Source organism: Pseudomonas sp. Ma2-10, from assembly GCF_054330215.1.
The window spans coordinates 14,826-32,140 of record NZ_JBTEYL010000011.1; the positions used below are offsets into that span (position 1 = coordinate 14,826).

The 17,315-nt window shown below is 59.2% G+C and carries 15 protein-coding genes and 2 pseudogenes; 12 read left to right on the forward strand and 5 right to left on the reverse strand.

Translation table 11 applies throughout. The features are described from left to right. Positions 1 to 21: 21 nt before the first annotated feature. Positions 22 to 2,895, reverse strand: coding sequence for an EAL domain-containing protein (locus ACXPVS_RS14950; protein ID WP_458510625.1), 2,874 nt, complete (start codon positions 2,893 to 2,895; stop codon positions 22 to 24). A gap of 258 nt (positions 2,896 to 3,153) precedes the next feature. Between ACXPVS_RS14950 and uvrD the strand changes: the two genes are divergently transcribed. The 4 genes from uvrD (at position 3,154) to ACXPVS_RS14970 (ending at position 7,797) form a co-directional block, all read left to right on the forward strand. Then, complete coding sequence (uvrD, locus tag ACXPVS_RS14955) at positions 3,154 to 5,337, forward strand: DNA helicase II (protein WP_458510626.1); 2,184 nt, start codon at positions 3,154 to 3,156, stop codon at positions 5,335 to 5,337. Positions 5,338 to 5,605: 268 nt separating this feature from the next. Then, positions 5,606 to 6,463 carry a Tim44 domain-containing protein gene (locus ACXPVS_RS14960; protein ID WP_458510627.1) on the forward strand — a complete coding sequence of 286 codons (858 nt, stop codon included), beginning with the start codon at positions 5,606 to 5,608 and terminating at the stop codon, positions 6,461 to 6,463. A 136-nt stretch (positions 6,464 to 6,599) separates the two neighbouring features. After that, complete coding sequence (locus ACXPVS_RS14965; protein WP_149419544.1) at positions 6,600 to 7,007, forward strand: SMI1/KNR4 family protein; 408 nt, start codon at positions 6,600 to 6,602, stop codon at positions 7,005 to 7,007. 307 nt (positions 7,008 to 7,314) lie between these two features. Next, a complete protein-coding gene (locus tag ACXPVS_RS14970) occupies positions 7,315 to 7,797 on the forward strand; it encodes an acyl-CoA thioesterase (RefSeq protein ID WP_458510628.1) in 483 nt (160 codons plus the stop codon). A gap of 75 nt (positions 7,798 to 7,872) precedes the next feature. Here ACXPVS_RS14970 and pdxY read toward each other — a convergent pair whose 3' ends face one another. Next, positions 7,873 to 8,745, reverse strand: a complete 873-nt coding sequence (pdxY, locus tag ACXPVS_RS14975) for a pyridoxal kinase PdxY (RefSeq protein ID WP_458510629.1) — start codon at positions 8,743 to 8,745, stop codon at positions 7,873 to 7,875. A gap of 120 nt (positions 8,746 to 8,865) precedes the next feature. Here pdxY and ACXPVS_RS14980 point away from each other — a divergent pair, with 120 nt between their 5' ends. Beyond that, entirely contained in the window at positions 8,866 to 9,279 is a 414-nt protein-coding gene (locus ACXPVS_RS14980) for a DUF3301 domain-containing protein (RefSeq protein ID WP_458510760.1), read from the forward strand. Between the two features lies 1 nt (position 9,280). On the opposite strand, the gene ACXPVS_RS14985 is transcribed toward ACXPVS_RS14980, so the two are convergent. Further along, positions 9,281 to 10,252 (reverse strand): CobW family GTP-binding protein, encoded by a 972-nt coding sequence (locus ACXPVS_RS14985; protein ID WP_458510630.1) that lies wholly within the window; start codon positions 10,250 to 10,252, stop codon positions 9,281 to 9,283. A 26-nt stretch (positions 10,253 to 10,278) separates the two neighbouring features. Here ACXPVS_RS14985 and ACXPVS_RS14990 point away from each other — a divergent pair. Continuing rightward, positions 10,279 to 10,540 (forward strand): annotated as a pseudogene (locus tag ACXPVS_RS14990) (NADH:ubiquinone oxidoreductase). A 4-nt stretch (positions 10,541 to 10,544) separates the two neighbouring features. Here the strand turns inward: ACXPVS_RS14990 and ACXPVS_RS14995 are convergent. Further along, positions 10,545 to 11,195, reverse strand: a complete 651-nt coding sequence (locus ACXPVS_RS14995; protein WP_458510631.1) for a DUF1826 domain-containing protein — start codon at positions 11,193 to 11,195, stop codon at positions 10,545 to 10,547. Continuing rightward, positions 11,195 to 12,403, reverse strand: coding sequence for a zinc metallochaperone GTPase ZigA (gene zigA / locus ACXPVS_RS15000; RefSeq protein WP_458510632.1), 1,209 nt, complete (start codon positions 12,401 to 12,403; stop codon positions 11,195 to 11,197). The genes ACXPVS_RS14995 and zigA overlap by 1 nt, the downstream gene beginning before the upstream one ends. Positions 12,404 to 12,696: 293 nt before the next feature. Between zigA and folE2 the strand changes: the two genes are divergently transcribed. From folE2 to ACXPVS_RS15030, 6 genes and pseudogenes are all read left to right on the forward strand, one after another. Beyond that, a complete protein-coding gene (gene folE2 / locus ACXPVS_RS15005; protein WP_458510633.1) occupies positions 12,697 to 13,593 on the forward strand; it encodes a GTP cyclohydrolase FolE2 in 897 nt (298 codons plus the stop codon). Continuing rightward, positions 13,590 to 14,258 carry an ATP-binding cassette domain-containing protein gene (locus ACXPVS_RS15010; RefSeq protein WP_458510634.1) on the forward strand — a complete coding sequence of 223 codons (669 nt, stop codon included), beginning with the start codon at positions 13,590 to 13,592 and terminating at the stop codon, positions 14,256 to 14,258. The genes folE2 and ACXPVS_RS15010 overlap by 4 nt, the downstream gene beginning before the upstream one ends. Beyond that, positions 14,258 to 15,124: a metal ABC transporter permease gene (locus ACXPVS_RS15015; protein WP_458510635.1), complete on the forward strand. Its 867-nt coding sequence runs from the start codon at positions 14,258 to 14,260 to the stop codon at positions 15,122 to 15,124. Before ACXPVS_RS15010 ends, ACXPVS_RS15015 begins: the two co-directional genes overlap by 1 nt. Before the next feature lie 11 nt (positions 15,125 to 15,135). Next, complete coding sequence (locus ACXPVS_RS15020) at positions 15,136 to 16,011, forward strand: metal ABC transporter substrate-binding protein (protein ID WP_458510636.1); 876 nt, start codon at positions 15,136 to 15,138, stop codon at positions 16,009 to 16,011. Next, positions 16,008 to 16,568, forward strand: a complete 561-nt coding sequence (locus ACXPVS_RS15025; RefSeq protein ID WP_458510637.1) for a gamma carbonic anhydrase family protein — start codon at positions 16,008 to 16,010, stop codon at positions 16,566 to 16,568. Before ACXPVS_RS15020 ends, ACXPVS_RS15025 begins: the two co-directional genes overlap by 4 nt. Positions 16,569 to 16,570: 2 nt before the next feature. After that, positions 16,571 to 17,308 (forward strand): annotated as a pseudogene (locus ACXPVS_RS15030) (hypothetical protein). Positions 17,309 to 17,315 lie beyond the last annotated feature (7 nt).

A 17,315-nucleotide genomic window follows, 5' to 3' on the forward strand; every position in this document is an offset into this window, starting at 1 on the left:
CACATGCGCTCCATGTAGCCCCTACAAGGGTTTCACGTCCGCACGCAACAGCGCCGCCAGGCCATCGGCCTCGACAGGGCGGCTAATCAAATACCCCTGCACTTCATCGCAGTGCTCGGCTTTCAAAAACGCCAACTGCTCTGCCCGCTCCACACCTTCGGCCACCACTTTGAGCGACAAGCCGTGCGCCATGGCAATAATTGCCCGAGTGATCGCTGCATCCTCGCTGCCCTCCCCCAGCCCGCGAATAAACGCCTGGTCGATCTTCACGTAATCCACGGGGATGCGCTTGAGGTAGCTCAAGGACGAATACCCGGTGCCGAAGTCATCAATCGCCAACTTAACCCCCAAATCACGCAATTGCTGGAAGGTCGCGATGATGTGCTCGACGCTGTCCAGTAACTGACTTTCGGTGAGTTCCAACTCAAGGTTATGCGGCGCCAGACCGGTTTCTTCCAGCACCTGACGCACCAGGCTGACCAGTTTGCCCTGACGCAATTGATGCACCGACAGATTGACCGACACCCGAATCGGCGCAAGCCCCTGACGCTGCCACTCACAGGCTTGCCAGCAGGCCTGACGCAACACGAACTCGCCGATCGGGCCGATCAACCCGGTTTCCTCGGCCAGACCGATGAAGTCCCCTGGCGGCACACGGCCCATGGTCGGGTGATCCCAGCGCACCAGCGCCTCGGCGGCATTCAACCGGCCCGTGGAGAGGCACAGCTTCGGTTGGTAAAACACCTTCAGCTGCTTCTCTTCGATGGCCTTACGCAGCTGATTTTCCAGCTGCAAGCGCTCCAGCGTACTGGCTTGCAGGCTGTCGGTGTAGAACTGGAAGTTATTTCCGCCCAAGTGCTTGGCGTGCTGCATGGCCATATTTGACTGATGGACCAACGCGGAAATTTCTCGCGCGTTGTCCGGCAACATACTGATGCCCATGGACGCGCTAACCACCAGCTCATGGCCCTCGACCGTGATCGGCAAGCGCAACTTGGCCGACAGCCGGGTCGCCACCCGCGCCAGGCTCGACAGGTTGCCGTAGGCATTGAACAGCACGGCAAACTCATCGCCGGATAAGCGAGCGATGGTGTCTGCTTCAGGCAACGCATTGACCAGCCGCCGGGCCATCTTCTGCAAAAGCTGGTCGGCGATTTCATGGCCAAGGCTGTCATTGAGCAGCTTGAAACGATCCAGATTGATGTGCAGCAACGCCAGACTGCGATAGCCGCCCTGGCGCACCCGCTGATGAGCCTCACTTAGCCGTTCTCGGAATAGTGAACGGTTAGCCAGACCCGTTAATTCGTCGTAATGCGTCAGGTAACGCATACGCTCTTCAGATTCGCGCCGGGCCGATAAATCGGCGAAGAAGCCGACGATATGGCTCACATTTCCCCGAGCATCGCGCACAGCGTTCAGTTGCAACCATTGCGGATACAACTCGCCATTCTTGCGGGTTTCTACCAGCTCGCCCTGCCAACTGCCGTGCTGCTCCAACGCCTGATGAATCGCCCCGTAGTGTCGACGGGCATCGCGACTGCATGCCAACTCGACCACGTTGCGTCCGATCATGTCTTCAATGTCATAGCCAGTGACTCGGCTGAAGGCCTGATTGACCGCGATCAACGCGTAATCCGGATCGAAAATCACGATGCCTTCGCTGGCGGCTTCGAACACCGTCGCCGCCAGTTGCCGTTGCTCTTCCAGAGCTTTGCTGACGCTGATATCGCGACGGGTGCCGACCATGCGGATCACCCGACCATTTTCGCCGCGCTCAACAGCTCGACCACGGTCCTCAATCCAGACCCAATGGCCTTCGCCGTGGCGCACGCGGTACTCAATTTGGTAGTCCTCGCTGCGCCCCTTCAAATGCTCGACCAGCGCCCGCTTGAGCGACGGCAAGTCATCGGGGTGCAGCCGCGGCTTGAGGTGGCGAAGCATCGCCGTCACGAATTCCGGCTCCAGGCCGAACAGCTCTTGAAGATGGCTGTGATGGACTTCGTCGGTTTGCAGGTTCCAGTCCCACAAGCCCAATTCACTGGCCTTCAACGCCAGCGCCAGACGCGCTTCGCTCTTGCTCAGAGCCTGATTGGCAGCGTCCAGCTCCAGACTGCGCTGGGTGACGCGGCTTTCCAGCTCGATCTGAATTTTCCGCAGCTCGTCTTCAGCACGACGGCGCTGGACGATTTCCTTAGCCAGCTTGTGATTAAGCTGGTCGCTGCCACTTTGGGCCTGCTGTAAATGCTCGATCAGCGCCTGATTCTGGAATCGCCGCAACAGTGCGCTATCGATGAGCCGCTTGACCTGCCAGGCGACCACACTCAACGCGCCCAGCAATATGAGCCCGAACCAGCCCCAGCCCTGATCTTGTTCGTCGCCGCCCCAGAACAGATAACCGATGGCCGGCAACAGACAGGGCAAGGTAAAGGACAGGAACGCCGGCAGGCTGACCGCGTAGGCAACACTGGCCGAAAGCGCGGCGGCGCCGATCAGGCCGAACACCCAGGCTTGTTGCATGAAGTTATCAGCGGGTACCAGCGCAATGCCGGCGCCGGCCAGGGTCAGGCCGGTCATGGCTGAACCCAGTAAAAACATGCGACGCCAGATTGGATGGGCCTGACGATGGGGTATCGCCGAATCGAAGGCCGCGACTTGAATCACCCGCAACGCCACCAGCGACAACAGCCACACCAGCCAGACGCTGACCAGGAAGTAGCGCTGCGGACTCCACAGCAAACCAGCGCAGACCAGACCATTGATCAACATGAGTAACGTGGGCAGCAATGAGCCCTGATAAAGCAGACGCGTGCGTTCGACCGCCATTTCCATGGCGTACTGCTTGCGGATAACCCGGGGCTCCACAACGGGGCCCGACAGGTCGGTGCTGAGGGTCATAGGCAATGTTCTTGTTCTTATAATGGTGAGCATGAGCCCGAAACGTCGACGGAGCATACACAAGCAAATGCCCGGACCAAACTGCCCCAGATCATAAAACCGACAAAAACTGCACCCCCCCATACCCGCTGAAAAGCCTCGGGGCGAGTCCCGCCAACGCCTGCAGCCAGTGACCGACCGGTCGTCATCCGTGCTTATTTCATCGGCTAATGCAAAGCTCGGTTTGCCCGGTGTGACGGCGCACCCTAGAATGCCCCGATGCGCGATGATCTCTCCCTTCTGCTGAACTCCCTCAACGATGCCCAACGCCAGGCCGTAGCTGCCCGCGTGGGTCGTCAGTTGGTCCTGGCCGGTGCTGGTTCCGGTAAAACCCGAGTGCTGGTGCACCGTATCGCCTGGTTGATCCAGGTCGAAAACGCCTCACCCCACTCAATCCTGTCGGTGACCTTCACCAATAAGGCCGCTGCCGAGATGCGCCATCGCATCGAGCAGCTGATGGGTATCAACCCGGCCGGCATGTGGGTCGGCACCTTCCACGGCCTGGCGCACCGCTTGTTGCGGGCGCACTGGCAGGAAGCCGGCCTGAGCCAGACTTTCCAGATTCTCGACAGCGACGACCAGCAACGACTGGTCAAACGGGTGATCCGCGAGCTGGGCCTGGACGAGCAACGCTGGCCGGTCCGTCAAGCCCAATGGTTCATCAACGGGCAGAAAGACGAAGGTCTGCGTCCACAACACATTCAAGCCAGCGGCGATCTGTTCCTGGCGACCATGCGCAGCATTTATGAGGCCTATGAGGCTGCATGCCTGCGCGCTGGCGTAATCGATTTCTCCGAACTGCTGCTGCGTGCCCTCGATCTGTGGCGCGATCATCCGGGCCTGCTGGCGCACTATCAGAAGCGCTTCCGGCACATTTTGGTGGACGAGTTCCAGGACACCAACGCCGTGCAGTACGCCTGGTTGCGACTGCTGGCCAAGGGCGGCGACAGCCTGATGGTGGTCGGCGACGACGATCAGTCGATCTACGGCTGGCGCGGCGCAAAAATCGAAAACATTTATCAGTATTCCGACGATTTTCCGGATGCTGAAACCATTCGTCTGGAGCAGAACTACCGCTCCACCGCCGGTATCCTTAAAGCAGCCAATGCCCTGATCGCCAACAACACGGGGCGCATGGGCAAAGAGCTGTGGACCGACGGCGGCGAAGGCGAGGCGATCAACCTGTACGCCGCGTTCAACGAACACGATGAAGCACGCTACGTGGTGGAAACCATCGAAAGCGCGCTCAAAACCGGCTTGGCTCGCAGTGATATCGCGATTTTGTACCGTTCCAACGCCCAATCACGCGTTTTGGAAGAAGCCTTGCTGCGTGAGCGCATTCCGTACCGCATCTATGGCGGCCAGCGCTTCTTCGAACGGGCAGAAATCAAAAACGCCATGGCCTACCTGCGCTTGCTGGAAGGTCGCGGCAACGATGCAGCGCTGGAGCGGGTGATCAACGTTCCGGCCCGCGGTATCGGCGAGAAAACCGTTGAAGCGATCCGCGACCATGCCCGTCACAGCGATGTGTCGATGTGGGAAGCCATGCGCCTGCTGGTGGCTAACAAAGGCCTGACCGGCCGTGCTGCCGGTGCTCTTGGGGCGTTTATCGAGCTGATCGAGAACCTCGCCGCCAAGTGCATGGAAATGCCGCTACATCTGATGACCCAGACCGTCATCGAGCAGTCCGGACTGATCGCCTATCACGAAGCGGAAAAAGGCGAGAAAGGTCAGGCACGGGTAGAAAACCTTGAGGAGCTGGTCAGCGCCGCGCGCAACTTCGAAAACGCTGAAGAAGACGAAGACCTGTCGCCACTGGCGGCGTTCCTCGGTCACGCGTCACTGGAGGCCGGAGATACTCAGGCCGACGAGCACGAAGACAGCGTTCAGTTGATGACTTTGCATAGCGCCAAGGGCCTGGAATTCCCTTACGTGTTCCTGGTGGGTATGGAAGAAGGCCTGTTCCCGCACAAGATGAGCCTTGAAGAACCGGGTCGTCTTGAAGAGGAGCGCCGTTTGGCCTATGTCGGTATCACCCGGGCCATGCAGAACCTGGTGATGACCTATGCTGAAACCCGACGCCTGTACGGAAGCGAGACCTACAACAAGGTGTCGCGTTTCGTACGTGAAGTGCCGAAAGGCCTGATCCAGGAAGTGCGGCTGTCCAACAGTGTCAGCCGTCCGTTCGGCGGTGGCCAGCAGCAGAGCTCCAGCAGCCTGTTTGGCGGTAGCGAGATCCCGGACACCGGGTTCAGCCTTGGCCAGGCAGTACGGCATACGGTGTTTGGCGACGGCGTGATCCTGAACTTCGAAGGCGCCGGGGCTCAGGCTCGGGTGCAGGTGAACTTCAACGAAGGCAGCAAGTGGCTGATGCTGGGTTACGCAAAGCTGGAAGCTATTTAAAGCCCACCAGTCCTGATCGCTCCCACGCGCAGCAAAGGAATGCATCCCGTGACGCTCAGCGTCACCGTGGACGCAGAGCGTGGGCACGATCTACGCAACCCTAGAACTTATCCACTTATTCTAGGGACCAAAGTTAACAGGCCTTATTGCGCGGACTGAAGCTGAACGCAACCTGTAAAGCAAAAGCCCGAAACACTCTGCCGCTAGCCAGTAACACTTCAGCTGTGCAACATGGCGCGCGTGCCATCCACAAATGAGAATTCCCTTTATGAAACGTTTTCTTAGCATCGCCATGGCGTTGTGCATCGGCCTGACGATGAGCCTAGACGCCAACGCCAAACGCTTTGGTGGCGGCAAAAGCGTCGGCGCGGCCCCGACCCACCAGACCAGCCAAATGGCGCCTTCTTCTGCTGCAGGTGGCGCTGCAGCCACCGCCGGTGCGGGTGCTGCCGCCAAGGCTGGCGGTGCTTCGCGCTGGCTCGGCCCTCTGGCCGGTATCGCGGCCGGTGGCCTGCTGGCCTCCATGTTCATGGGCGACGGCTTTCAGGGCATGCAGATCTTCGACATCCTGATCATGGCCGTCATCGCCTTTCTGGTCTTCCGTTTCATCGCCGCTCGTCGTCGCAAGCAGCAGGAGCACATGGCTCCAGCTGGCGCACCGATGCAGCGTGAAGTGTTCGAACAGAAGCCTGCAGGCGGTTCGATCTTCGGCGGTTCGCCAGCACAGGCTGCCGCTCGTCCGGTAATCAATGCTCCGGCCTGGTTCAATGAGAAGAACTTCATTGAAGCGGCCCGCAACCACTTCCAGTCCCTGCAACAGCACTGGGACGCCAACGAAATGGACAAGATCGCCGAGTTCGTGACCCCGCAAATGCTGGAGTTCCTCAAACGCGAACGTGCCGATCTGGGCGACGGCTTCCAGTCCACCTACATTGATAACCTCAATGTTCAACTGGACGGCGTGGATGACCGTGCCGACAAGACCATCGCCACCCTGACCTTCAACGGCGTGTCGAAGACCTCGCGTTTCGACCAGGGCGAAGTGTTCAGCGAAAGCTGGAACATGGAACGTCCGCAGGGCGAGAACCAGCCTTGGCTGGTCGCCGGTATCCGCCAGAACGGCTGATCCCTCCTGCGTTAAGCATGCGGTAATGAAAACCCCAGCCCTGGCTGGGGTTTTCTATTTCGCGGTTGCATCTATAGCGAGCTACTGTATAAACCGCCCCAACTAAATCGCGCCATCAAGCAAGAGGATCCCGGACGTGGAAGAAATCATCGAACAACTGCGTGAAGCCAACGAACCGGTACCGGTCCCCTTGGAGTTACCCGACGAAGATCAACTCGTGGAAATCGAAGAACAACTGTTCATCGACATTCCGTTTGTCTTCAGAGAGTTTTTGCTGACCGTCAGCGACGTCGTCTACGGCAGCCTGGAGCCGGTGACCGTTACCGACCCGCAATCCCACACCTACCTGCCGGACGTTGCCGCCAACGCCTGGGACGCGGGTGTTGATCGCAGCATGATTCCGATCTGCCAGGACGGTGACAACTACTACCTGGTCGAAGAAGACGGCACCGTGGTGCTGTGGTTGGCCGAAGAAGAGCTGGTCGCCGAAGAAACCTGGGAATCGGTGTGGCACTGGGCGCGAGACGTCTGGCTGGAAAGCTAAGACGCCTGACGCACCACAGGGTTAATGCCCGGCCGCAAAAACAGCACCCGAGAAGAAGATCGCAATATCACGTCGATGGTGTGGGACTCTTTGGGTGGCATTGCTCAATCGACATTGAGAGGGGGCTTTCGAAAGGCCACACCGCGTTTTTTGGCAGAAAGGCGGTGCAATATATGGAAACAGATCGATTGGGGCGTGACGGCAGCCACCCGCCCGGCGTCCCGATAGCTGTTGGTTTGAAAAAGCTGACAAGGCCCCCGCAGAGGTGCCACCCTCCCGAAATTCTGCCTTGAACCGTGAGAACGCTATGGAACCCGGAAACGCACAGCTGTCGATGACGGTATTGATGACCCCCGACATGGCCAACTTCTCTGGCAATGTGCACGGCGGTACCTTGCTCAAATACCTCGATGAAGTGTCCTACGCGTGCGCCAGCCGTTATGCCGGCCGCTACGTGGTGACCCTGTCGGTGGACCAGGTGATTTTCCGCGAGCCGATTCATGTCGGCGAACTGGTGACCTTTCTAGCCTCGGTCAATTACACCGGCAACACCTCCATGGAGGTGGGCATCAAGGTGGTGACCGAAAACATCCGCGAACGCTCGGTGCGCCACACCAACAGCTGCTTCTTCACCATGGTCGCAGTGGATGACGATCGCAAACCGGCTACTGTTCCGCCACTGCAACCGCAGAACAGCGAAGATAAACGCCGCTTCATGCAGGCCCAGCAACGTCGGCAGATTCGTCAGGAGCTGGAAAAGCGTTATCAGGACATCAAGAGCGACGCCTGAACTGTTCAGTCAGTTTGATGGGGTTCTTGAGTGAGTCATCGCGAGCAAGCTTGCTCGCGATGGAGTCTACGCCGTTCAGAGACTGATCAGCGTCGCCTCGAACCGCACCCGCGGGTGGGCAATCCGGTCCTGAGCCCGCACCAGCTCCAACTCATAGTTGGAGCAAGCCTGGGTTTCCAGCAGCACTTCATGCACCGCCGACGCCGCGAATTCAAAAGCCGCCACCAGGCTATCGCCCAACAGTACGCGAGCCAGAAACAGTCCAGAGGTCAGGTCACCGACGCCCACCGGCTGACGCGGGAACGCCAGCAGCGGACGGCGCAGATGCCAGCTGTCTTCAGCCGTCACCAGCAACATCTCGAAAACATCCGTCGGTTTACCGGGATAGTCCAGATGCTTGACCAGCACAGCCTTCGGACCACGTGCCAGCAGCGTTCGCGCCATGGCCAGGCAATCGAACAACGATTGCGGCTTGCGCCCCGAAAAGCTGTCCAGCTCCAGCTGGTTCGGGCACATGAAGTCCGCCACGGCAGCCGCCTCCTCCAGCAGAAAATCACTGACTTCCGCGGGCACGCTGCAACCCTTCTCCGGATGGCCCATCACCGGGTCGCACAGATACAGCGCCTTGGGATTCATCGACTTGATCCGCGCCACCCCCGTCAGGATCGCCCGCCCCTGGGCAGCACTGCCGAGATAGCCCGACAGCACGGCGTCGCAGTTGCCCAGTTCGCCAATCGCTGCGATGCCTTCGACCAGGTCGGGAATCTGATGCGGCGCCAGCACTTCACCGGCCCATTGGCCGTATTGGGTGTGGTTGGAGAACTGCACGGTGTTGAGCGGCCAGACATTCACCCCGACCCGCTGCATCGGGAAAACCGCGGCGCTGTTGCCAGCGTGGCCGAACACCACGTGGGACTGGATGGCGAGCAGATGGGGTGTACGTTTCATGCGGTGGGTTTTCCGTCAAACGATTGAAATTCAAGCCGCGCAGTATGCGACTAAACGCAGCCTGTACGACAGACCGGCGACGCAGTTAAGCTGACACTCTCTTGTTGGAGCAACGTGTTGATGCTGACCCTTGGAAATATCTTCGTCTTGATGCTGCTTGCCACCGGTGGGGCGTGGCTGTGGCACAACCATGGCCTGCGCGAGCGCGCGCTGGAGCGGGTCAAGCTGCATTGCGTAAAGCTCGGAATCGAGCTGCTGGACGGCAACGTGGCCTTGAGGAAGATCGCGTTCATTAAAGACGCCAATGGCCGGCGGCGCCTCGCCCGTGTGTATAACTTCGAATTCACCGTGACCGGTGAAAGCCGCCACAACGGCACCATCACCCAGTTCGGCGCCCACAGCGCGCAGATTGAGCTGGCGCCCTACCCGATACCGTTCGACGATACACCTGCGGTGGCCGATGTAGTGAAGCCGCGCGCCGAGGTGATCGAGATCAGTCAGTGGCGCCAAGAACACACTAAATGGCGCCCTTGATTCAAGTCGGGCTCGACCGGCAGTCGGCTAGATCACTTTGTAATGATTCAACATCCTGCGGCTCACTGAAAATCAGCTCGATGCGCGAATCACGCCGCCATTCGCTGGGCTGCCAGGCCAGCACCGAGTTTTCCAGCGCATTCACCGAAACCCAACCGTCGACGCTGTGGATAACCAGCTTCGCCCGCCGCCAGGCAAGGCTTTCAAGCCAACGACTAAGGAGCATCGCATCGAAAGCCTGACTTGGATGCCAGCGCCACCCAACACTCCAGCCGCCCTCCTGTTCCTGGCTCAAGCAAATGGGCAGCGCGGGATCGGTCCAGATGGCCGGCAACTGCGCCAATCCTTTGGGCGCTACGAAGTTATCCACACCCGCTACAGCTTGAGCGTCAAGCCCTGGTAATTCACTCAATGGCAACGCGGCTTGCTGCGCCCAGTACAACGGACGCGCCGGTAACAGTGCGGCGATTCGCTGGCGATCAGCATCGTCAATATTTTCGGCTTTATTCATCAGCAACAACCCGGCGCTGTTCAGCGCTTCCTGTTGCGCCAGCGGCAGCGGTTTGCCGGCAGCAAGTGCCTGGGCGTCAAGCACCAGCACGCAGGGTTGAACAGCCAATACGCCTTGCCATGGCGCCTCACTCAATTGCCTGAGCAATTGCGCCGGATGCCCCAGCCCGGACGGCTCGATGAACAGCCGATCCGGCCGCGCCTTGCGCAGCAAACGGCCGAGGCCGATCTGAAACGGCGCACCATTCACACAACACAAACAGCCCCCGGCCACTTCACCCAGTGCGATGCCATCGGCGTCCCGGGTCAGCAACGCCGCATCGAGGCCGATCTGGCCGAACTCATTGATCAACACCGCCCAACGCTCATTCGTCGGCCGCTGCGCCAGCAGGTGCTTGATCAGGCTGGTCTTGCCGGCACCCAAGGGGCCAGCAATGACGTGAGTAGGAATGTTCTGCAACATGGTCGACGTTTTCTGAGGAGGTAAGGATGCGGTTGATGGGATTGTCGTTGCTCCTGGCGCTCACATCAGGTGAGGCGCTGGCTCAAGCCTGCGTGGTACATAGCACGGCGGCTCGACTCGATGTGAAAGTCTGCCAACAGAACCTTCCTGGCCAGAAAGTCGAGGTCCATTACGTCGACCAATATGCCTTACCGGCAGGATATTCACTATTACGGCGAAGCCAAGGATATGGCGTATTTGAAGCCGTTTTGCGAAGCCCAGAGCCAGGGAACCTGGCTCAAGCCCTGAACCGCTAACTCAGCCAGTCGAGCGTCAGAATCAGCCGCCGCTCACCGGACGCAAGCTGCGGAGACCGGTGAATAAGGCCAAAGCCTTCGTTGCCATGCCATTTCTCGCCTTTAAGCAGCGCGACTTCGCCGCTGGCGATCTGCTCGATCAGCGAATCGTCCTGGGGTTCCGCTTCGGCGTTGCCCAGTTGTCGGCGTTCCATCGCGCCTTCCTTCAGCCACTGGCTGCCGATCCCGCAATACGTGGTGATCAGCCGCACCGGCACGTGATCGACGTGGAAACGCGGGCACACGGCCTTGTCCAGGACCCGCAAGCGCAGGCCGACACGCTTGGTGCCCATCAAACAGGCGAAAGCGCTGACCAACCAGGAGACGTCGGCGATAAAACCTTCGTAACCTTCGAGATCGCTCAAACCTGACGCTAAACCGTGAAGATTGGGTTCGGTGTCATCGCTGGGCAGTTCCAGGACACGCGACTCCGCCAACGGCTCGTTCAGGGACAGCAGCAAACTCCCGAAATCAGCGATGTGCGCCGGCAATTGGCGCTGCCAAACGGCGAGGTTTATGCCGTCCTCCAGTACTCGGGTCAACGCTTGCGGCGTCTCGCCTTGAACCTGATAAATAATCGGCCGCATTTTCAGGCTGGGTGCCGACATCAGGCTGTCGCCTCTTCATGCCACGGGCCAAATGGATCGGGCAGCAATCGCCAGCCCTCAACGCCTAGCGCCATTTCATCGTCGCTCAACAGGCAATTGTCGAGTTCGTTGGTGAGCTGCGCGAAGTCGATGTTCTGGCCGATGAACACCAGTTCCTGGCGACAATCGCCAGTGGTTGCGGTCCAGTTTTCCATGATTCCGGCGGTGCTTTCTTCGTCCTGCGGCCACTGGGTTTTCGGCACGAAACGCCACCAGCGCCCGGCGAAACCATGGCGCATCAATCCGCCGGCCTGGGACCAGCTACCGGCGTCCATGTGCTTGCTGGCCAGCCAGAAGAAGCCCTTGGAGCGCAACAGTTTGCCGTTCACCCACGGGCGGTCGATGAAGCTGAAGAAACGCTGCGGATGAAACGGTCGGCGTGCCCGGTAGGCTGTCGAGGCGATGCCGTACTCCTCGGTTTCGGGCACGTGTTCGCCACGTAATTCCTGTAGCCAGCCTGGCGCCTGAGCGGCCTTCTCGAAGTCGAAACGACCGGTATTGAGGATCTTCGCCAGCGGGATTTGACCCATGACCATCGGAATGATTTCCGCCTGGGCGTTAAGCCGCTCAAGGATCGCAACCAGCTCCTGGCGCTCGCGGCTGCTGATCAAATCGATCTTGCTGATCAGAATCACGTCGGCGAATTCGATCTGCTCGATCAACAGGTCGGTGATCGAGCGTTCGTCTTCCTCGCCCAAGGTTTCACCCCGGGAAGCGAGGCTTTCGGCGGCCTGATAGTCGAGCAGGAAGTTCATGCCATCGACCACGGTGACCATGGTGTCGAGCCGGGCGATGTCGGCTAGGCTCTGCCCTTCTTCATCCCGGAAAGTGAAGGTTTCCGCCACGGGCAGCGGCTCGGAAATGCCGGTGGATTCGATCAATAAATAATCAAAGCGGCCCTCCTTCGCGAGTTTGCTCACCTCTTCCAGCAAGTCTTCGCGCAAGGTGCAGCAGATGCAGCCATTGCTCATCTCTACCAGTTTTTCTTCCGCACGGTTCAGGCTGACATCGCGTTGGACTTCACCGCCATCAATGTTGATTTCGCTCATATCATTGACGATCACGGCGACGCGCAGGTTGTCGCGATTGCGCAGCACGTAGTTGAGCAGCGTGCTTTTACCAGCGCCAAGAAAGCCCGAAAGGACGGTCACGGGGAGACGATTGGACATCAGGTATTCCTCACAAAGATGCCCGGTCGCAGTGTCGGGCTTAGCTTAATGTTATAGTATAACAACACAATCAAGCCACTCCCCTCTTACCCGCGATGACAAAGGACACGATGCTCAAGCCCGTTCGGTCCGTGAGAACGCCTATGCGTGTAGCCCTGAAATTAACGCTGATGAGCTTTTCGGGTTCCACAAGTGACGTCTGCGCCTGATGAAAGCCTGTTCATGAAAAAGGCATGGCCGGCATCAATGTAATAACATAACATGCAGAAACGACTCCCACGATGGACCTGCTCATGAATGCGCTGACTCTGCCGGATATTGCCGCGCAGGCCTCACGCCAAGCCCTGCCACTCGACTGGGTGGGCATGTGCGGCATTGCACTTCCTGTTTTATTGGATGGCCAACGACTGAGCGCAAAGGCCGACGCGGGCGTTAGCCTCGACGATGGAGCAGCGCGCGGAATTCATATGTCACGGCTGTACTTGGCGCTGGAAATGCTTGAGCAAGAAAAGCTGACGCCGGCCTTGTTGCGGCAAGTTTTGCAACGTTTTCTCAATACTCATGAAGGCCTGTCCAACAACGCGTACTTAAAAATCCACACTGATTTACTGCTCAAAAGACCGGCGCTGGTCAGCCCATTGGCCGGCTGGAAAACCTATCCAGTGAGCATCGAAGCACGTTTGAAAAACGCAATGTTCCACGTGGAACTAAAAATCGACGTGCCTTATTCCTCGACCTGTCCGTGCTCCGCCGCGCTTTCCCGGCAGCTGATTCAGCAACAATTTGTCGATGACTTCGCCAACAAGCCGCTGCAACACGCCGACGTTTTGACTTGGCTCGGCTCCACAAAAGGCATCGTCGCAACGCCTCATAGCCAACGGAGCACTGCAAGATTACGGCTTCGAGTGAACGACTATCTCGATGACTTGCCGCTGATCGCGATCATCAACGACGCCGAAGCAGCCCTCGGCACCGCCGTACAAACCGCGGTAAAACGCGCCGACGAACAAGCCTTCGCATTGGCCAACGGTCAGAACCTGATGTTCTGTGAAGACGCTGCACGACGTTTGAACCTGGCCCTGAAACGCTCCCCCACCATCAACGCTTTCCACATACGAGTCGTCCACGCGGAAAGCCTCCACGCTCACGATGCCGTCGCCGAAAGCCGCTGGAATTGGGAGGCCGCATGATTCATTGCCAAGCCTTGCGTTGGGGCGCACCTGGCCAGCCACTGACGCCATCCGTGGATTTCAAACTGGCCAAAGGAAGTCTGACCGCTGTAATAGGTGCCAACGGTTCGGGTAAAAGCAGCTTGCTGAAAGTCATCGCGGGGTTGCAGAAACCGCTGACCGGCAAAGTCATCCTTGAGGCCCCACGCAAGGGCAGCCTTTCGTTCCTGCCCCAGCAACAACACCTGGACCGCCAATTTCCCATCAGTTTGCAAGAGCTAGTGGCCGCTGGTTTCTGGGGTAGCACGCAGTCTCCGCAGATTCGCCGCCACCGCCTCAAAGCCGTGCTGGAAAACTGGTGTCTGAGCGGACTGGACCAGCGCCCGTTGATGGCCTTGTCCGGCGGCGAATTACAGCGCGCCCTGCTCGCCCGTTTGAGCCTCGCCGCCGCACCATTGCTATTGCTCGACGAACCCCACGCCGCCCTCGACGAACTTGGCCAAGCGCTGCTCTGGAAACACATCCACGCCTGGCATGCCGAAGGCCGAACCCAGCTGATCGTGTGCCATGACCTGGCCGCCGTTCGCCAACACATTCCTCAAACGTTGCTGATCAAAAGTACTGGTTGCGTCCTCGGATCGAGCGTTGATCTGATCCACCAACAACCACATACACGGGTGGCCTGATGCTCGCGGCCGCTCATCTTTGGCAACCGTTCCACGAGTTCGTGTTCATGCGTCGAGCACTGCTCGGTGGATTGGTCCTGGCGTGCAGCACCGCACCGTTGGGTGTGTTTTTGATCCTGCGACGCATGAGCCTGATCGGCGACGCGGTGGCTCACGGTATTCTGCCGGGGGCCGCATTAGGCTTCTGGTTCGCCGGATTGAGTCTGCCGGCGCTGACCGTCGGCGGCCTCGGTGCCGGTCTCGGCATGGCCGGACTCGCTGCCTGGATCACCCGTCGCACCGGCCTGCGGGAGGACGCCAGCCTCGCGGCCATCTACCCGATATCCCTTGCTTGCGGTGTACTGATCCTCGGTATCGCGGGCAAACGTCTGGACCTGTTGCATCTGTTGTTTGGCTCGGCTCTGGCGGTCGATGGCCCGACGCTGACCGGCATGCTCTGGGTCTCCGGCTTCAGCCTGATCGCCATGGCGTTCATCTACAAACCGCTATTGCTGGACACCCTCGACCCACTCTTTTTGCAAACCGTCAGCCGACTCGGTCCCTTGGCTCACGGCGTATTTCTAACCCTGGTGGTGCTGAATCTGGTGATCGGTTTTCAAGCCATCGGCGCACTGATGGTAGTCGGGTTGATGATGTTGCCCGCCGCTGCTTCTCGCTTCTGGAGTCGTCGCTTGCCGAGGTTAATGGCCATCGCCGCCCTGCTCGGCTGCGTCTCGGTGTGGCTCGGACTGTTGCTGTCGTTCTACTACTCGCTCCCCAGTGGCCCGGCGATCGTGCTGGTGGCTGGCGGTTTGTATCTGCTGTCTGTGGTGTTCGGACCGGTGCACGGTTTGCTGCACCGCCCGCCTTTGCTCACATCCCAATGAGGTGTTACCCGATGCGCGCTTTACTCGTGCTGTTCAGTTTGCTGCTGTCGATGTCACTGTCTGCTGCGGAAAAACTTCAGGTAGTCACCAGTTTCAGCATCCTCGCCGACATGACCCATCAAGTCGGCGGCGACCATATCCAGATCACCAACATGGTCGGCCCGAATGCCGATGCTCACACGTACGAGCCGACACCTGACGACGCCAAGGCGTTGCTCAAAGCCAAACTCATCATCAAAAACGGGTTGGGTTTCGAGCCCTGGCTGGGCCGCCTGGTAACCAGCACCGAGACTAAAGCGCCCGTGATCAGCGCGAGCCACGGCGTCATCCCGCGCGCCCTGGATGAAGATGGCGAGACGATTCCCGACCCGCACGCCTGGCACAACCTGGCGAACGCTGAGCTGTATATCAGCAACATCACCAAGGCGCTGATCGCCGCTGACCCGACGAATAAAAACGACTACGAACGCAATAGTCAGGCCTACCTGAAACAGATCTACGCGCTGCTAGCCGAAGCGAAGGCCAAACTCGGTTCGCTGCCACCAGGAAAGCACAAAATCGTGACCTCCCATGACGCCTTCGGTTATCTGGGTCAGGCTTACGGCATCGACTTCATGGCGCCTCAAGGTTTGTCCACTGAACGCGAACCGTCAGCCGCCGAAGTCGCCGCACTGATCACCCAGATACGCCAGGCAAAAATCAAAGCAGTGTTCATGGAAAACATCAAAGATGGACGCCTGCTCAAGCAGATTGCCGATGAAAGCGGCGCGCACATCGGTGGCACGTTGTACTCCGATGCGCTCGCGGCGACCGGGCCAGCCAGCACCTTTGTCGGGTTGTTCGAGTACAACCTCAACACCCTGTACGACGCGTTGAGCAAACCATGATTCGCAAGAACCCTTCGGGCGATCTGCCAGTGATTGCGGAATCTGCCTACGTGGACAAAACCGCCATCATCTGCGGCAAAGTGGTGATCGGCGAGAACGTTTTCGTCGGTCCTTACGCGGTGATTCGTGCCGACGAAGTGGACGCCTCAGGCGAGATGGAGGCGATCACCATCGGCGCCAACTCGAACATCCAGGATGGCGTGGTGATCCACTCCAAATCCGGCGCGGCAGTGACCATCGGCGAGTTCAGTTCGATCGCCCACCGTTCGATCGTTCATGGTCCGTGCAAGGTTGGCGACCGGGTGTTTATCGGCTTCAACAGCGTGCTGTTCAACTGTGTAGTCGGTGATGGTTGCGTGGTACGGCACAACTCGGTGGTCGATGGTCGCGACTTGTCCGAAGACTTCTATGTGCCCTCCACCACCCGCATCGGCCCGAAGACAGATCTGTCGCAGTTCCCACCGGTGAGCGTCAGCGCCTCGGAGTTTTCCGAGGACGTGGCGCGAACCAACGTCGACCTGGTGCGTGGCTACAAAGCCCTGCAGAACGAGTTCTGACCATGCGCAGCGTACTGATTCGCAATGCCCGGCGGGTGAACGAAGGTCGAGAGTTTGACGGTGATCTGTTGGTGAGCAACGGGCGAATCGTGAAGATCGCCAGCAGCATCCACGGTGAAAATGCCTACGACGAATTCGATGCACAAGGGCAATGGCTGCTGCCCGGAATGATCGACGACCAAGTGCACTTCCGCGATCCAGGCTCGCCAGACAAAGGCAGCGTCTACACCGAATCGCGGGCTGCGGTGGCCGGTGGCATCACCAGCTTCATGGACATGCCCAACACCAATCCGGCGACCCTGACCCTCAGTGCACTGGCCGACAAAAGGTGCCGACCCTTTTATTGGCCCACTGCGAACACCTTCCAGCTGCGACCCACCCGCTGATCCGCAACGCCGAGGCGTGCTTTCGCTCCTCTTCGAAGGCCGTAGAACTGGCCAGGCGTCACGGCACCCGACTGCATGTTCTGCACCTGACCACCGCCCGCGAACTGGCGTTGTTCGAAGACAAGCCACTGGCCCAGAAACGCATCACCGCCGAAGTCTGCCTGCACCAGTCACCGGGTAGGCGGCGTCGCCGTTTCCCAGCAGCCGATTCTGTCTCAATGCGGTGGGACGCCTTTTGCCCGGCAGCGTTTTCGCCACAGCGTCAGCACCACGATCGTGTCCGGGCAAATTGCCTGGCACGACAAACGTCTTAATGACAACTGTCAGGGTTTACCACTACGTTTTATGCGCTAGCACTCGA

Bases quoted from the DNA above. Each gene is read 5' to 3' on its own strand.
- pdxY (WP_458510629.1), bottom strand. From the start codon at position 8,745: ATGAAACGTACACCCCATCTGCTCGCCATCCAGTCCCACGTGGTGTTC.
- ACXPVS_RS14980 (WP_458510760.1), top strand. From the start codon at position 8,866: ATGCTGACCCTTGGAAATATCTTCGTCTTGATGCTGCTTGCCACCGGT.
- ACXPVS_RS15025 (WP_458510637.1), top strand. From the start codon at position 16,008: ATGATTCGCAAGAACCCTTCGGGCGATCTGCCAGTGATTGCGGAATCT.
- ACXPVS_RS15010 (WP_458510634.1), top strand. From the start codon at position 13,590: ATGATTCATTGCCAAGCCTTGCGTTGGGGCGCACCTGGCCAGCCACTG.
- ACXPVS_RS14960 (WP_458510627.1), top strand. From the start codon at position 5,606: ATGAAACGTTTTCTTAGCATCGCCATGGCGTTGTGCATCGGCCTGACG.
- ACXPVS_RS14950 (WP_458510625.1), bottom strand. From the start codon at position 2,895: ATGACCCTCAGCACCGACCTGTCGGGCCCCGTTGTGGAGCCCCGGGTT.
- ACXPVS_RS15015 (WP_458510635.1), top strand. From the start codon at position 14,258: ATGCTCGCGGCCGCTCATCTTTGGCAACCGTTCCACGAGTTCGTGTTC.
- folE2 (WP_458510633.1), top strand. From the start codon at position 12,697: ATGAATGCGCTGACTCTGCCGGATATTGCCGCGCAGGCCTCACGCCAA.
- ACXPVS_RS14995 (WP_458510631.1), bottom strand. From the start codon at position 11,195: ATGTCGGCACCCAGCCTGAAAATGCGGCCGATTATTTATCAGGTTCAA.
- ACXPVS_RS15020 (WP_458510636.1), top strand. From the start codon at position 15,136: ATGCGCGCTTTACTCGTGCTGTTCAGTTTGCTGCTGTCGATGTCACTG.
- zigA (WP_458510632.1), bottom strand. From the start codon at position 12,403: ATGTCCAATCGTCTCCCCGTGACCGTCCTTTCGGGCTTTCTTGGCGCT.
- ACXPVS_RS14970 (WP_458510628.1), top strand. From the start codon at position 7,315: ATGGAACCCGGAAACGCACAGCTGTCGATGACGGTATTGATGACCCCC.
- uvrD (WP_458510626.1), top strand. From the start codon at position 3,154: ATGCGCGATGATCTCTCCCTTCTGCTGAACTCCCTCAACGATGCCCAA.
- ACXPVS_RS14985 (WP_458510630.1), bottom strand. From the start codon at position 10,252: ATGTTGCAGAACATTCCTACTCACGTCATTGCTGGCCCCTTGGGTGCC.